This window comes from Burkholderia orbicola (genome assembly GCF_900100915.1).
GTDB classification, from domain to species: Bacteria; Pseudomonadota; Gammaproteobacteria; order Burkholderiales; family Burkholderiaceae; genus Burkholderia; species Burkholderia orbicola.
In genome coordinates, this window is the sequence record NZ_FNKW01000001.1 from 1 (window position 1) to 14,688 (window position 14,688).

10 protein-coding genes, 1 pseudogene and 2 riboswitches are annotated in these 14,688 nt (G+C 68.8%); of the genes and pseudogenes, 5 read left to right on the forward strand and 6 right to left on the reverse strand.

Going from position 1 to position 14,688, the window contains the following annotated elements; genetic code table 11:
* The 3 genes from BLS50_RS00005 to cobW form a co-directional block, all read right to left on the reverse strand.
* The coding region (locus BLS50_RS00005; RefSeq protein ID WP_143028315.1) for an ATP-binding protein at window positions 1-604 on the reverse strand (604 nt) is incomplete at its 3' end.
* Window positions 601-4,410 carry a cobaltochelatase subunit CobN gene (gene cobN / locus BLS50_RS00010; protein WP_074799844.1) on the reverse strand — a complete coding sequence of 1,270 codons (3,810 nt, stop codon included), beginning with the start codon at window positions 4,408-4,410 and terminating at the stop codon, window positions 601-603. The genes cobN and BLS50_RS00005, both read right to left, overlap by 4 nt.
* Window positions 4,411-4,416: 6 nt before the next feature.
* Window positions 4,417-5,505: a cobalamin biosynthesis protein CobW gene (gene cobW / locus BLS50_RS00015; protein WP_074799847.1), complete on the reverse strand. Its 1,089-nt coding sequence runs from the start codon at window positions 5,503-5,505 to the stop codon at window positions 4,417-4,419.
* A gap of 327 nt (window positions 5,506-5,832) precedes the next feature.
* Window positions 5,833-6,098: riboswitch (cobalamin riboswitch) on the reverse strand.
* A 149-nt stretch (window positions 6,099-6,247) separates the two neighbouring features.
* Between cobW and BLS50_RS00020 the strand changes: the two are divergent.
* The 5 genes and pseudogenes from BLS50_RS00020 to BLS50_RS00040 all read left to right on the forward strand — a co-directional run bounded on the left by BLS50_RS00020 (window position 6,248) and on the right by BLS50_RS00040 (window position 11,934).
* A pseudogene (locus BLS50_RS00020) lies at window positions 6,248-8,385 on the forward strand (TonB-dependent receptor).
* 68 nt (window positions 8,386-8,453) lie between these two features.
* Window positions 8,454-8,690: riboswitch (cobalamin riboswitch) on the forward strand.
* 110 nt (window positions 8,691-8,800) lie between these two features.
* Window positions 8,801-9,610, forward strand: coding sequence for a uroporphyrinogen-III C-methyltransferase (gene cobA / locus BLS50_RS00025; RefSeq protein WP_176934160.1), 810 nt, complete (start codon window positions 8,801-8,803; stop codon window positions 9,608-9,610).
* The gene (locus BLS50_RS00030; protein ID WP_074799852.1) at window positions 9,607-9,984 is read left to right on the forward strand and encodes a cobalamin biosynthesis protein; all 378 of its coding nucleotides are present in this window, start codon (window positions 9,607-9,609) and stop codon (window positions 9,982-9,984) included. Before cobA ends, BLS50_RS00030 begins: the two co-directional genes overlap by 4 nt.
* 34 nt (window positions 9,985-10,018) lie before the next feature.
* Window positions 10,019-10,621 carry a cob(I)yrinic acid a,c-diamide adenosyltransferase gene (cobO, locus tag BLS50_RS00035; RefSeq protein ID WP_074799854.1) on the forward strand — a complete coding sequence of 201 codons (603 nt, stop codon included), beginning with the start codon at window positions 10,019-10,021 and terminating at the stop codon, window positions 10,619-10,621.
* A 2-nt stretch (window positions 10,622-10,623) separates the two neighbouring features.
* Window positions 10,624-11,934 (forward strand): cobyrinate a,c-diamide synthase, encoded by a 1,311-nt coding sequence (locus tag BLS50_RS00040; protein WP_074799857.1) that lies wholly within the window; start codon window positions 10,624-10,626, stop codon window positions 11,932-11,934.
* Window positions 11,935-11,985: 51 nt separating this feature from the next.
* Here BLS50_RS00040 and BLS50_RS00045 read toward each other — a convergent pair whose 3' ends face one another.
* The 3 genes from BLS50_RS00045 to BLS50_RS00055 form a co-directional block, all read right to left on the reverse strand.
* Window positions 11,986-12,273 carry a type II toxin-antitoxin system ParD family antitoxin gene (locus BLS50_RS00045; RefSeq protein WP_074799860.1) on the reverse strand — a complete coding sequence of 96 codons (288 nt, stop codon included), beginning with the start codon at window positions 12,271-12,273 and terminating at the stop codon, window positions 11,986-11,988.
* Window positions 12,274-12,397: 124 nt separating this feature from the next.
* Window positions 12,398-13,561: a M20 aminoacylase family protein gene (locus tag BLS50_RS00050; protein WP_027811152.1), complete on the reverse strand. Its 1,164-nt coding sequence runs from the start codon at window positions 13,559-13,561 to the stop codon at window positions 12,398-12,400.
* A 274-nt stretch (window positions 13,562-13,835) separates the two neighbouring features.
* The gene (locus tag BLS50_RS00055; protein ID WP_053526131.1) at window positions 13,836-14,585 is read right to left on the reverse strand and encodes an SDR family NAD(P)-dependent oxidoreductase; all 750 of its coding nucleotides are present in this window, start codon (window positions 14,583-14,585) and stop codon (window positions 13,836-13,838) included.
* Between the last annotated feature and the right edge of the window lie 103 nt (window positions 14,586-14,688).

Here is a 14,688-nt window from a genome sequence, read left to right on the forward strand (position 1 = left end):
GAAACGCATCCGGATCGAGATCGAACGCGAGTCGCGCCTTCACGATCCGCTCGCGCTGGGCGGCGTCGAAGCAGTTCTCCAGCTCGACCATCAGCCCGAAGCGATCGAGCAGTTGCGGCCGCAACTCGCCCTCCTCGGGGTTCATCGTGCCGACCAGCACGAAGCGCGCGTCGTGCGCGTGCGACACGCCATCGCGCTCGACGATGTTCACGCCGCTCGCGGCGACGTCGAGCAGCGTATCGACGAGCCCGTCGGCGAGCAGGTTCACTTCGTCGACGTACAGCACGCCGAGATGCGCGCGCGCCAGCAGGCCCGGCCGAAAGCGCACGCCGCTTTCGGCCAGCGCATGCGCGAGATCGAGCGTGCCCGTCACCTGCTCGTCGCTCGCCGACAGCGGCAGCGTGACGAACTGCCCTTCCGGCAGCAGCTCCGCGAGGCCGCGCGCGGCCGTCGATTTCGCGGTGCCGCGCGGGCCGCTGACGAGCACGCCGCCGAGCGACGGGTCGATCGCGGCAAGCAGCAGCGCCTGCTGCAACGCGTCCTGCGCGACGAGCGCCGCAAACGGAAAAACCGCGCGGGCGCGGTGCGTGGTCGGATCGGTCATGGCCGTCCTCCTTCCTGGCGTTGTTCGCTGGCGAGCCAGACCGCTTCGATCTGCTCGCGATAGGGGCCGGGCTGCTGCCACAGCCCGCGCTGCATCGCTTCGACGAAGCGTTCGCAGATGCCGTGCAGCGCCTTCGGGTTGTGCCGTTCGAGGAACGCGCGGGTGGCGTCGTCGAACAGGTACGCGTCGGCGACGAGCGCGTACTGGTGATCGGACAGCACGCGCGCGGTCGCGTCATAGCCGTACAGGTAGTCGACGGTCGCGGCCAGCTCGGCCGCTCCCTTGTAGCCGTGACGCTTCACGCCGTCGAGCCATTTCGGATTGACGACGCGCGAGCGGATCACGCGGGCGATCTCCTCGCGCAGCGTGCGCATCTTCGGCGCGACCGGGTTCGCATGGTCGCCGTGGTAGATGCTCGGCTGTTGCCCGGACAGGTGCCGCACGGCCGCCGTCATCCCGCCCTGGAACTGGTAGTAGTCGTTCGAATCGAGGATGTCGTGCTCGCGGCTGTCCTGGTTCTGCACGACGACGTCGATCGTCGCCAGCCGCTCGCCGAACACGTCGGCCGCGGCGTCGCCCGCGCTGTTCTGCGCGTACGCATGGCCGCCCCATTGACGGTAGGCATCCGCGAGATCGGCGTCGGTCTGCCAGCGGCGCTGGTCGATCAGGTCCTGCAGGCCGGCGCCGTAGCTGCCCGGCCGCGCGCCGAACACGCGCCAGCCGGCGCGCCGCCGTGCTTCGTCGGGCGCCACGCCCTGCGCGATCCACTTCTCCCGTTCGCGCTCGATGCGTGCGCGAATCGGGTTCAGCGCTTCGGGCTCGTCGAGCGCGGCGACGGCCTGCACGGCCGCGTCGAACAGGTGCATCAGGTTCGGGAACGCGTCGCGGAAGAAGCCCGACACGCGCAGCGTCACGTCGATGCGCGGCCGGTCGAAGATCTCGATCGGCAGGATCTCGAAGTCGGTCACGCGATGGCTGCCGTGCGCCCATTTCGGCCGCACGCCGATCAGCGCGAACGCCTGCGCGATGTCGTCGCCGCCGGTGCGCATCGTCGCCGTCCCCCACACCGACAGCCCGATCGCGCGCGGATAGTCGCCGTGATCCTGCAGATGGCGTTCGATCAATTGCTGCGCGGATTTCAGGCCGAGCGACCACGCGGCCTGCGTCGGCACCGCGCGCGTATCGACCGAGTAGAAGTTGCGGCCCGTGGGCAGCACGTCGGGACGGCCGCGCGACGGCGAACCGCTCGGCCCCGGCGGCACGAAGCGGCCGTCGAGCCCGCGCAGCAGCTGACGCATTTCCTCGCCGCCGCACGCGTCGAGGGCCGGCAACAGCGTCGAACGCACACGTTCGATCACCGCGAGCGTATGCGGCCATTCGCCGGGCGGCGGCATGTCGATGGCGGGTTCGTCTGAAGCGGCGCCGCACACGGCGTCCAGCCAGTGCTGCGCAAGCCGTTCGAGCCGCTCGCGCGTATCGCCGGCATGACGCCACGGCGACGCATCTAGCGTTTGCAGCACGGCCGGCCGCGGCCCGGCCCACGGCGCGGCCCAGTCGGCCGCGAGCGGATCGAAACCCTCGCCGAGCGCGAGATCGCGTGCGAGCGCGCCGATCAGCCCGGCCCGTTCGCCCTTGCCGTCGCCGACCGGAAAACGAGCCAACGCGAGCAGCGTGTCGCGCCGCTGGCGCTCGACCGGCGACGCGCCGAACACGTGCAGCCCGTCGCGAATCTGTGCTTCCTTCAATTCGCACAGCCACGCGTCGACGCGCGTGAGCAGCGCATCCTCGTCGCCCGCATCGCGCGGCGGCGACACGCTCAGCTCGTCGTGCAGCCGATGCTCGGCGATCGTCGCGAGGATCGTCTTGCGCAACAGCTTCGCGCGCCGCGCGTCGACCATCAGCGCCTCGTAGTATTCGTCGACCTGCCGTTCGAGATCCTGCAGCGGGCCGTAGTTTTCCGCGCGCGTGAGCGGCGGCATCAGGTGATCGACGATCACGGCCTGCGCGCGGCGCTTCGCCTGGCTGCCCTCGCCCGGATCGTTGACGATGAACGGATACAGGTGCGGCAGCGGCCCGAGCGTCAGGTCGGGCCAGCACGCGTCGGACAGCGCGACGCTCTTGCCCGGCAGCCATTCGAGATTGCCGTGCTTGCCGAGATGGATGACCGCGTCGACCTGATACGCATCGCGCAGCCAGAAATAGAACGCGAGATACGCGTGCGGCGGCACGAGATCCGCATCGTGGTAGCTCGCGTAGTCGTTCTCGCCGCGCGAGCGCGACGGCTGGATACCGACGAACACGTTGCCCGCGCGCCAGCCGGCGATCGTGAAACGCCGTTGCCGCAGCGTCGGGTCCGCTTCGGGTGGCCCCCACCGTTCGTTCAGCGCGTCGCGCACGGGGGCCGGCAGCCGCGCGAAACGCGCGACGTAGTCGGCCAGCGCGTAACTCTGAAACGCCGGACGCAGCGTGCGCACGGCGGGATCGTTGGTCACGCCTTCGGTGAGTTGCGCGATCAACGCGTCGCCGTCGGGCGGCAGGTCGGCCACCGTATAGCCCGCGTCGCGCAGCGCCGCGAGCACGCGCAGCGCGGAGGCCGGCGTATCGAGCCCGACGCCGTTGCCGATCCGCCCTTCGCTTTGCGGATAGTTGGCGAGAATCAGCGCGATGCGCTTGTCGGCGTTATCGAGCGTACGCAGCCGGCACCAGCCGCGCGCGAGCGCCGCGACGAACGCGATCCGCTCGGCATCCGGCTGATAGCGCACGACGTCGACCTCGGTATGCGGGCAGCGATACGCGAGCCCCTTGAAGCTCACCGCGCGCGTGACGATGCGCCCGTCGACTTCGGGCAGCGCGATATGCATCGCGATGTCGCGTGCGTGCAGGCCCTGGTTGTCGGCCACCCACGCGTCGCGATTGCCGCCGGACAGGATCACCTGCAGCACCGGCGCGTCGCCCGCGAGCACGTCGTGCTCGGGGCTGTCGATCGCGCCGGCCGCGAACGCGGTGGTATTCAGCACGAGCGCGACGCCGTGCGTATCGCAGAGCTGCGTGATGACCTCGCGGCTCACCGCGTCCTTCAGCGACGTCACCGCGATCGGCAGCGGGTTCAGCCCTGCGTCGATCAGCGCGTCGGCCAGCGCGTCGAACACGGCCGTGTTCGCGGCCTGCCAGTGCGCGCGATAGAACAGGATCGCGACGACCGGTGCGCCGGGCGTCCAGCGCGGCCGCCAGTCGTCGACGCTCGCGCGGTCGCGCGCCGGGTGATACAGCGCGGCGGCCGGCAGCGGGCGCGGCGGTTCGGGTTCGTCGCCGAAGCCGAACGTGTGAAACGCGATGCTGCGCAGCAGCGCGTCGGCGTTGTGCACGCCGCCTTCGCGCAGATAGCGCCACCACAGCCGGCACAGCTCGGCCTTGACGGTGCTTTTCGCGACGAGATTCGGGTCCTCCTGCAGGTCGCCCGAGAACATCGCGAGCTGCTGCCCGCGCTTCGACGCGAGCGACACGGCCTGCTCGATCCCGTACGGCCAGTATGCTTCGCCGCCGAGATGATCGATCACGACCGTTTTCGCGTGGTGCAGTACGTCGTCGACGTAGAAATCGACCGACGCCGGCTGCCGCAGGAACGTGACGTTCGCGAGCCGCACGCTCGGGAACCCGGCGGGCAAGTGCGGCACGACGCTCGCGAGCAGCGACAGCGTCGTGTCGGCCGAACTCAGGATCACGATGTCGGCCGGCTGCTGGTCGATCCGGACGACGCCCTGCGTATCGTCGACGAAGCCGCCCGGCGTGGTGCGCAGCAGATGCATCGTGCGTTACGCCTGTTGCGGCTCGGCCGCGCACGCGGCGTCGAACGCGCGTTGCAGCGCGGCCGCGTCGAGATCCTCGCCGATCAGCACGAAGCGGCTCGCGCGGGTTTCGCCGTCCTGCCAGCGGCGGTCGAAATAGCTGTCGAAGCGGCGGCCGACACCCTGGATCACGAGCCGCATCGGCGCACCGGGCAGCGCTGCGAAGCCTTTCGCGCGGTAGATCGTGTGCGTTTCGACCACGCGCTGCAGCGCGGCGATCGTCGCTTCGCGCGTGCCCGCGTCGCCCGATACCACCACCGAGTCGAAATCGTCGTGATGGTGATCGTGATCGCCGTCGTCGGCCGAGCCGTGATGGTCGTGACGCAGGTGGATCGTTTCCTCCGACGCCGATTCGAGCCCGAGCAGCATCGCGAGATCGAGCTCGCCGCGCGTCGCGCGCACGATCTTCACCTGCGGCGGGATTTCTTCGCGGATCGCGGTTTCGATCCGCGCGAACTCGGCGTCGCCGACGAGGTCGGCCTTGTTCACGATCACGAGATCGGCGGACGACAGTTGATCGGCGAACAGTTCGTGCAGCGGCGATTCGTGATCGAGGTTCGGATCGGCGCGGCGCTGCGCGTCGACGGCCTGCGGGTTTTCCGCGAACTGGCCGCTCGCGGCGGCCGGCCCATCGACGACGGTCACGACCGCGTCGACCGTGAAGCTGCTGCGGATCGTCGGCCAGTTGAATGCCTGCACGAGCGGCTTGGGCAGCGCGAGGCCCGACGTCTCGATCAGCACGTGGTCGATGTCCGCGCGGCGCTCGACGAGCGCCTCCATCACCGGATAGAACTCTTCCTGCACGGTGCAGCACAGGCAGCCGTTCGCGAGTTCGTACAACTGGCCCGATGCTTCGCCCTGCGCGCCGTCGGCATCGTCGCAGCCGATGCCGCACCCCTTGAGGATTTCGCCGTCGATGCCGAGTTCGCCGAATTCGTTGACGATCACCGCGATGCGGCGGCCTTCGGCGTGCTGCAGGATGTGGCGCATCAGCGTCGTCTTGCCGCTGCCGAGAAAGCCCGTGACGATCGTGACGGGAAGCTTGCGTAGGGTCATGGTAGGTCCGGTGTCGAAGAGGGAATCAGGACGGGATCGTCGCGTCGGTGGCGGCGCGGCAATTCAGCGGGCGGTGCGCGAGAAGCTCGCCGTCTGATCCGCGCGGACTGCCGCACGGCGGGCGGAACAACGAATCGGACATGGTGCTTCCTTGCGAACGGTCGACATCGTGAATGCCAACACGGCTGCCGCGTGCCCCGCCCGTGCCGCGCCGTTCGCCGTGCCGGCCCGGGCGCGTTCGCGCGGAGGCAGATCGGAGGAGACAGCGGGAAACACCGGGCGTCGGGCCGGCTGCGGCCGTGGACGATGCGCCGCCTCCCCGCGGCGCTGAACCCCAACGTTTAGGCCGGTATCCGGGCTGACGAACACGCCGCTTCGCCTTCCCGGATACGCGCGGCATCCAGTGGCGGTCGTCCGCATGTGCGTGGCATGCGGCGAAGCGGCGCTGCGTGGCGCTTGCGCGCGACGCGTTCGCTTACCGTTGCGGGGGCAGCACAGGTTGGCTCGACTGCGGCGCAGGCGGGCTCCCTGTTTCCCGTTTAACTGCGCACGCCGGAGCGGCGCGCGCGAGCACCAAAACGCGTGCGAGTGTAGGCGGCAGGGCCGGGAGCGTCAAGGCGAGCGGCCGGCGATGAACGCGAATGATTGTCGTTTTCAACTACACAAGATAAACTTCACCCAACAACACAAACCACCGCGCAACGGCCATGTGAGGCAATCACTCAGTCATCCTCAAATTTCCATGTCGAAACGACAGATATCCGGGCTGCGTTTTCCTGTGCTGGCCCTGTCGCTGTGCTCGATCGCCGGCGTTGCTTCCTCCCCTGCGCCTGCAGCCGAGTTCGACGACGAACTGCCTGCGGTCGAAGTACGCGGCCGCCGTCATCCGAACGATCCGCGCGCCGAAAGCGTGAGTACGGCGACGCGCACCGCGAGCGATCCGCGCGACGTACCGCAAACCATCGACAGCGTCCCGGTAGAGGAAACGCTGTCCTATGGCGGTCGCACGCTGGCCGACGCGCTGGCCGGCGTGCCCGGTGTGTCGAATACGTCGGACACGCGCTTCGATGCGTTCCGCATTCGCGGCTTTTCCGCCGCGGGCGACCTGCTGCTCGACGGCATGCGCGACGATGCGCAATACGTGCGCAGTCTCGGCAACATCGAACGCGTCGAAGTGCTGAAGGGACCGGCAGCGGCGCTGTACGGGCGCGGCAGCGGCGGCGGCGTCATCAACCGGATCACCAAGCAGCCGTTGCCGGAAAACTTCGGACATGTGTCGGCAGCGACCGGCAGCTATGGACGGCTCGGCGCGTCGGTCGATCTCAACCGGATGCTGTCGAGCCATGGAGCGTGCGGCTCAATGCGGGACGCGAACACGCAGGCAGCTTCCGCGACCACGTCGACGGCACGCGCCAGTACGTCGCGCCGTCAATCAAATGGCGGGACGCGCGGCGAAGCTGGCTGCTGCAGTTCGAATACGACGCGTACCGGCGCGTGCCCGATCGCGGCATGCCGGCGCCGGTCTCCGCGGTCGACGCGGCCGGCAAGCCGTTCGCGTTCTCGCTGCCGTCCGCGCCACGCGCGACCTTCTTCGGCGCGGCGGGCCGCGACACGATCCGCGACGAGAACATGAACTGGCGCTCGGTCTTCACGCACGCGCTCGACGGCGACTGGGAATTGCGCCATACGCTCGGCGTGCTGAATTTGCGCAGCACCTTCGACAATACCTACGTCACGCAAAGCTACGTCGCGAAGCCGCGCGACTACCGGCGCGTGCAGCGGGCGCGCTACCTGCAGGACATGACGCATCTCAACGTGCAGACCGGTGTCGAACTGGGCGGCAAGGTCGCGACCGGTCCGGCGCTGCATCACCTGCTGTTCGGCATCGAATACGGCTGGCAGAAACGCGCGCCGACGCTCTGGCAGGCCGACGCGGCGCCGATTCCGGTGACCGGGCCGGATCGCTTCGCCCTGGTCGGCTCGACGCCGCGCCCGTACGCGATGAACCGCCACCGCGTCAGCGACTACGCGATCTTCGCGCAGGATCGCGTCGACCTCGGGCGAGCGTGGAAGCTCCTCGGCGGCCTGCGCGGGGAACGTTTCGACGTCGATTCGACCAACGCGCTGAACGGCCTGCATGCGCGGCGCACGACGGCGGCATGGAGCCCGCGGCTCGGCGTCGTGTGGTCGCCGGTCGGCGCGCACAGCCTGTATGCGTCGTACAGCAAGAACTTCGCGCCGGTCGGCGGCGACCTGATCGGCATCACGCCCGACGCGCGCGGCAACGCCAACGATCTCGGCCCGCAATACACGCGCCAATACGAGATTGGCGTGAAAAGCGACTGGCGCGACGGCGCGCTGAGCACGACGCTCGCGCTGTTTCAGCTCGACCTGTACAACCGCCGCATCGCCGATCCGGTTCGGCCGGGCTTTTTCGACCTCACCGGCCTCGAGCGCAATCGCGGCGTGGAACTGGGCGTCGCCGGCCGGCTCGCGGGCGACTGGTTCGTCCGCGGCGGCATCGGTTGGCAACAGGCGCGGGTGGTCGACGCCGAGCCGAAGTACGCGGGCAAGCGGTCGGCGGGCGTGTCGGCGTCGAACGGCAGCCTGTTCGTCAGCCATGCGCCGTTGCGCGGGTTTTTCGCCGAACTCGGGGTGGTGTACGAAGGCGCGCGTTACGCCGATCGCGACAACCTGCTCGAACTGCCCGCATACGTTCGCTGGGACGGCAAGGCCGGCTATCGCACGCGCGACTTCGAGGTGACGCTGGCGGCCGTCAACCTCACCGATCGCGATTACTACGCGAATGCGACGGGCCTCGCGCAGATCATGCCCGGTACGCCACGCACGTTCACGCTGACGGCGGCATACAAGTTCTGACCTCGCAGGTAGCGCCGACACCCCGCGCAGCCGGCCCGCCGGGCGGCTTGCGGGTTGCACGCCTGTGCTATCGTATGCGCCGCGTTCGGTGCTCGCAGGCGCATTCCGCGCATGCAGTTAAACGGGAAACAGGAGGCGGATCGCCGCCCGGCCTGTGCTGTCCCCGCAACGGTACGCCGCCCGCGCAACGCACTTCTACGCGCTGCGCCCAGGCCGCCCGCGATGCCACTGCCCTTCGACCGGGCGGGAAGGCTGCGGCCTGGCAAGCGGCCAGCCCGGATACCGGCCGACGCAAGGGGCGAGCGCGCTGCTCGCCGAACGCCCGATCCGCGGGGGACGGATGGGGTGCGCATTCCACCCGCGCTCGCGCGGGTTTCGCCCGATCCGCCATGCACTGCCTGTCCGCCGGCCGCCGATGTGCCGCCCGCCTTCCCTGTTCCACTGTTTCGACACGGTGCGCGCCGTGCCGCGCGCGATGAGCCGCGCATGGCTCGTCGGCGCCGGCCCCGGTGACGCCGACCTGTTGACCCTCAGGGCCGTGCGCGCGATCGGCACGGCCGACGTGCTGCTCGTCGACGATCTCGTGAACCCCGACGTGCTGCGCCATGCGCGCGCCGATGCGCTGATCGAGCACGTTGGCAAGCGTGGCGGCCATGCGTCGACGCCGCAGGAGGCGATCGTCGCCGCGATGCTCGTACACCTGCGCGCGGGCCGCAGCGTCGCGCGGCTCAAGGGCGGCGATCCGTTCGTGTTCGGCCGCGGCGGCGAGGAACTGGTCGCGCTCGGCGCGGCGGGCTTTCCGGTGGAAGTCGTCAACGGCATCACCGCGGGCATCGCCGCGCCGGCCGCGCTCGGCATCCCGGTCACGCACCGCGGCGACGCGCAGGGCGTGATCTTCGTCACGGGCCACGGCGCGGGGGCCGACGAGCCGGACTGGCGAGCGCTCGCGGCCACCCGCATGACGATCGTGATCTACATGGGCATCCGTCGGCTCGACGCAATTGCCGCGGCGCTGCGCGATGGCGGCCTGCCCGACGACACGCCGTGCGCGGCGATCGAGAACGCCACCCGAGCCGAACAGCGCCACGTACTCGCGACGCTCGATACGCTCGTCGCGCGCGTCGGCGAGGCCCATATCGGTTCGCCGGCGATCGTCGTGATCGGCCGCGTCGCGGCGCTCGCCGACGATCCGGCGGTGCGCGCGGCGCTCGGTGGCCACGCATGATGCGCGTCGCGCTCGGCGTCGGCTTCCGCGCAGGCGTCACGGCCGCGCAACTCGATGCCGCGATCCGCGCCGCGCTCGCGCACTACCCGGCCGCCGAACCGGCGCTCGTCGCGACGCTCGCCGACAAGGCATGCGCCCGTGCGCTGCGCACGCTATGTGCGCGCCGTGGCTGGCCGCTCGTCGCGTTCGAGGCGGCGCAACTCGCGAGCCGTCCGGAACTGGCCGCGAGCGGCCCGTCCGACGCCGCGCTGGCCCGTTTCGGCGTCGCGGGCGTGGCCGAGCCGTGCGCGCAACTCGCCGCGCCGCACGGTCGGCTGCTCGGCGCCAAATCCATCCTGGGCGGCGTGACGGTCGCGCTCGCCGGCCCGCTCTGAACCCAATGTTTCGCTTTCGACAGGACGATTCCCGATGAAGACCGATTCCGAATCCCATCAGCGGATGGCCGAACGCCGCCGCGCCGGCCACGAGAAGAAGCAGGCCGCCGCCATCCAGGAGAAAGGCCTGCTGATCGTCCATACCGGCAACGGCAAGGGCAAGAGCACGGCCGCATTCGGGATGGCCGTGCGCGTGCTCGGCCACGGCATGCGGCTCGGTGTCGTGCAGTTCATCAAGGGGGCGCTGCATACGTCCGAGCGCGACTTCCTCGGCGCGGTCGCGGAGTGCGATTTCGTGACGATGGGCGACGGCTATACGTGGAACACGCAGAACCGCGACGCCGACATCGCGACCGCGCGCAAGGGCTGGGACGAGGCGCGCCGGATGATCGAAAGCGGCGACTACCGGATGGTGATCCTCGACGAGCTGAACACCGTGCTGAAGTATGAATACCTGCCGCTCGACGAAGTGCTCGCGACGCTCGTCGCGCGTCCGGAGTCGGTGCACGTCGTCGTCACCGGGCGGCATGCGCCCGATGCGCTGATCGATGCGGCCGATCTCGTCACCGAAATGCGGCTCGTCAAGCATCCGTACAAGGAGCAAGGCGTGAAGGCGCAGCGCGGCGTGGAGTTCTGAGCATGCCGGCCTGCCCCGCGCTGTTCGTCAGCGCGCCCGCGTCCGGCCAGGGCAAGACGTCGGTCACGGCCGGCCTCGCGCGGCTGCACCGGCGGCTCGGCCGCCGCGTGCGCGTGTTCAAGACCGGGCCCGATTTTCTCGATCCGATGCTGCTCGAACGCGCGAGCGGCGCGCCGGTGCACGCGTTGGACCTCGGGATGGTCGGGGAAGCCGGTTGCCGCGCGCTGCTCGCCGACGCCGCGCGCGACGCGGACCTGATCCTGATCGAAGGCGTGATGGGCCTGTTCGACGGCACACCGAGCAGCGCCGATCTCGCGGCCGCGTTCGGCGTGCCGGTCGTCGCGGTAATTTCGGCGAAGTCGATGGCGCAGACGTTCGCGGCGATCGCGTTCGGGCTCGCGCGGTTTCGGCCGGGGTTGCCGTTTCACGGCGTGCTGGCCAACCGCGTCGGCTCGGCACGGCACGCGGAATTGCTGCAACAGGCGTTGCCCGACGAGCTGCGCTGGCTCGGCCACGTGCCGGCCGATGCGGGCATCGCGCTGCCAGAACGACATCTCGGCCTGCATCAGCCGGCCGACATCGACGATCTCGACGCGCGGCTCGATCGTGCGGCCGATGTGCTCGCGCAAACCGCGCTCGCCGAATTGCCGCCTGCCGTCGCGTTCGCGGAACCGGACGTTGCGGCGCCGCTGTCGCGCGCGTTGGCCGGCAAGCGGATCGCAGTGGCGCGCGATGCAGCGTTTTCGTTCATCTATCCGGCGAATCTCGCGTTGCTGGGCGCGCTCGGTGCGCAGTTGCGGTTCTTTTCGCCGCTTGCCGACGAGTCCGTGCCTGACGAGTGCGACGCGCTGTTTTTGCCGGGCGGCTATCCGGAACTGCATGCTGCGACGCTGGCCGCGAATGTCGCGACCGCACGGACGATTCGCGCGCATGCGGCAGCCGGCCGGCCGATCGTCGCGGAATGCGGGGGGATGGTGTATCTGTGCGAATCGCTGACCGACGTGGAGGGCTCGACGACGCCGATGCTCGGCGTGCTGCCGGGCCATGCGACGATGCAGCGCCGGTTCGCGGCGCTCGGCATGCAGCAGCTCGATACGCGCACCGGGCCGATGCGCGGACATACGTTTCATTATTCGCGACTGGAGACGCCGCTGGTGCCGGTCGCGACCGCCGCGCGGCCCGATGGCGAGGCCGGCAGCGGCGAAGCCGTCTATCGCAGCGGCGCGATCGTCGCGACGTACATGCACATGTACTGGCCGTCGAATCCGGATGCGGTCGTGGCGTTGTTCAGTGGGGAAGTGTTCGAGACATGAGCGGCCAGCTTGCCGAGCGGCCGACCTTCGACGGTACGACGCCAACGATCTTCAGGATTCGGGGCAGGAATCGCGTGACCAGACGTGACCGGCCTTAGCCGCAACGCGTTGCGCCCGCATGCGAGCCAGGAAGGTTTCTCCGTCGAACGTATTGGGATGACCTGAGGCCTCCCCGGCGTCCAGCGCGTCCTGCAACGCGCGCACCTGCGCGTTGCGTGATTCGAGCAGCCGCAATCTCGCTCGCATGGTGTCGCTGTCGGAGCATCGCTCCGACAGCCCGTCGGCGTCGACGTACTCGGCAACGTGATCGTCTTGGGAAACAGGCGCCTTTCTCGACATGGTTCACTTCGTTTGGTTTGAACACGATGGGCATATACCAAATACCAAGGCAAGGTATATGCCGTCTGTCATGGTTGGGAGCGGATTGTGAATTCCCGGCTCCAACCTCACGCCGCATCCTCCGTCACACCAGAAACGCCTCAGTTAACTTCACCCAATACGACGCACCGGTCGGCAACGCCGCGTCGTTGAAGTCGTAGCCGGGGTTGTGCACCATGCAGCCGCCCTCCCCGTCGCCGTTGCCGATGATCAAGTAGCACCCCGGCCGCTTCTCGAGCAGGAACGCGAAATCCTCGCTGCCGGTGAGCGGCACCATGCCGTCGATCAGATTGGCTTCGCCGACCCATTCACGGGCCACGCCGCGCGCGAACGCCGTCATCTCCGCATCGTTCACGAGCACCGGATAGCGGCGCTGGTAGTCGATCGTCGCGGTCGCGCCGAACACGGCCGCCTGCGCATGCACGACCTCCTTGATGCGCGTTTCGAGCAGGTCGCGCACGTCGGGCTTCAGCGCGCGCACCGACAGGCGCATCTGCGCGCGATCGGGAATCACGTTCGGCGCTTCGCCCGCATGGATCGCACCGACCGTGATGATCGCCATGTCGAGCGGCGACACGTTGCGCGACACGATGGTCTGCAGCGCCAGCACGATCTGCGCGCATACGACGACCGGATCGATCGCCCGGTGCGGCACCGCGCCGTGACCGCCGCGACCCTGCACGTCGATGACGACGGTATCCGACGACGCCATGAACGAGCCCGGCAGGAAACCGAATTTGCCGGTCGGGAAGCCCGGCATGTTGTGCATCGCGAAGATCGCGTCACACGGAAATTGCTCGAACAGCCCTTCGTCGAGCATCTTCTTCGCGCCGCCGAGCCCTTCCTCGGCCGGCTGGAAAATCAGGTTCAGCGTGCCCGAGAAGCGGCGTTCGCGCGCGAGGTGCTTCGCGGCCGCGAGCAGCATCGCCGTGTGGCCGTCGTGGCCGCACGCGTGCATCTTGCCCGCGATCGTGCTCTGGTACGGCAGCCCCGTCGCTTCGTGGATCGGCAGCGCGTCCATGTCGGCGCGCAGACCGAGGCGCCGCTTGCCGTCGCCCACTTTCAGCTGGGCGACGACGCCGGTGCCGCCGAGCCCGCGATGCACGGCGTAGCCCCACGACTGCAACTGCTCGGCGACGAGGTCGCTCGTCGCGAATTCCTCGAAACCCAGTTCGGGGTGGGCATGGATGCGGTGCCGGATCTCGATCATTTCGTCGGCGAGGCCGGCGGGAATCACGCTGTGCGTCACGGTGTCGTCTCCTGATGTGCGATGGGGAACATGCAGGCAACGATAGTCGATTCGAAGGCAACCGGGCAGACGGAAAGTCGTCGTTGTGGCAACTCATGGTTGTCATATCGAGATACGGCTTGCGGCAAGTGAAAGCCGTGCATCCGGACGACTGACTGCAGCGGAGGATCCGGATCGGGCGACGGCGCGACTCGGCGGGGCGACCACTTGAACCGCCCCGCAACGACACATCCGGCATCCGGTGACGAACGCCGGATGCCGGCCGTCGCACCGCTCAGATCTGCGCGGTACCGCCGTCCACGTACAGCCCGGTGCCGGTCACGTAACTGCTCTCGTCCGATGCGAGAAAGAGCGCGGCATTGGCCACTTCGTCCGGTTGCCCCATCCGTGCCAGCGGCGAGAGCGTCGCTGCGTGCTTCTGGATCGCATCGAGCTGTTCGTCGGTTTCGGCGAAGCCGTTCCAGCCGGGTGTCACGATCGGGCCGACCATCAACACGTTCGTGCGGATCCGGCGCGGCGCCAGTTCCTGCGCCCAGCCGCGTGCGAGGCTGCGGATCGCGCCCTTGGTCGCCGCATACACGCTGAACGCGGGCGTGCCCTTGTCGGCCGCGTTCGAGCCGGTCATCACGATCGAGCCACCGTCGCGCAGCAGCGGCAGCGCTTTTTGCACGGTAAAGATCGCGCCCTTCACGTTGGTCGAGAACAGCCGCTCGTAGTGCGCCTCGGTGACGTGCTCGAGCGGCACGAATTCACCAACGCCCGCATTCGCCGCGACGATGTCGATCGCCCCCGCCCGCTCCCGCACGACGCGGTACAGCCGGTCGAGATCGTCGAGCTTCGACACGTCTCCCGGCACCGCGACGGTATCTCCACCGATCGCCCGGGCTGCACTGTCGAGTTCCGGCTGGCGGCGGCCGGTGATGAAGAGTCGGGCACCCTCTTGCGCAAAGCGCTTCGCGATCGCGAAACCGATCCCGCTGTTGGCGCCGGTCACGACTGCGATCTTTCCTTCAAGCTTTCCCATGTTTTCACCTGTTGATTCGATTGATCATGTGCATCGCTTTACGTTAGCGATTGGAAATGACGATACAGGTCCGGCGATCGGGTAAAAACCGGGCAAGCTTGAA

Excerpts from the sequence above, each read along its gene's own strand:
- cobN (WP_074799844.1), bottom strand. The coding sequence starts at position 4,410 with ATGCATCTGCTGCGCACCACGCCGGGCGGCTTCGTCGACGATACGCAG.
- cobW (WP_074799847.1), bottom strand. The coding sequence starts at position 5,505 with ATGACCCTACGCAAGCTTCCCGTCACGATCGTCACGGGCTTTCTCGGC.
- cobA (WP_176934160.1), top strand. The coding sequence starts at position 8,801 with ATGTGCCGCCCGCCTTCCCTGTTCCACTGTTTCGACACGGTGCGCGCC.
- BLS50_RS00030 (WP_074799852.1), top strand. The coding sequence starts at position 9,607 with ATGATGCGCGTCGCGCTCGGCGTCGGCTTCCGCGCAGGCGTCACGGCC.
- cobO (WP_074799854.1), top strand. The coding sequence starts at position 10,019 with ATGAAGACCGATTCCGAATCCCATCAGCGGATGGCCGAACGCCGCCGC.
- BLS50_RS00040 (WP_074799857.1), top strand. The coding sequence starts at position 10,624 with ATGCCGGCCTGCCCCGCGCTGTTCGTCAGCGCGCCCGCGTCCGGCCAG.
- BLS50_RS00045 (WP_074799860.1), bottom strand. The coding sequence starts at position 12,273 with ATGTCGAGAAAGGCGCCTGTTTCCCAAGACGATCACGTTGCCGAGTAC.
- BLS50_RS00055 (WP_053526131.1), bottom strand. The coding sequence starts at position 14,585 with ATGGGAAAGCTTGAAGGAAAGATCGCAGTCGTGACCGGCGCCAACAGC.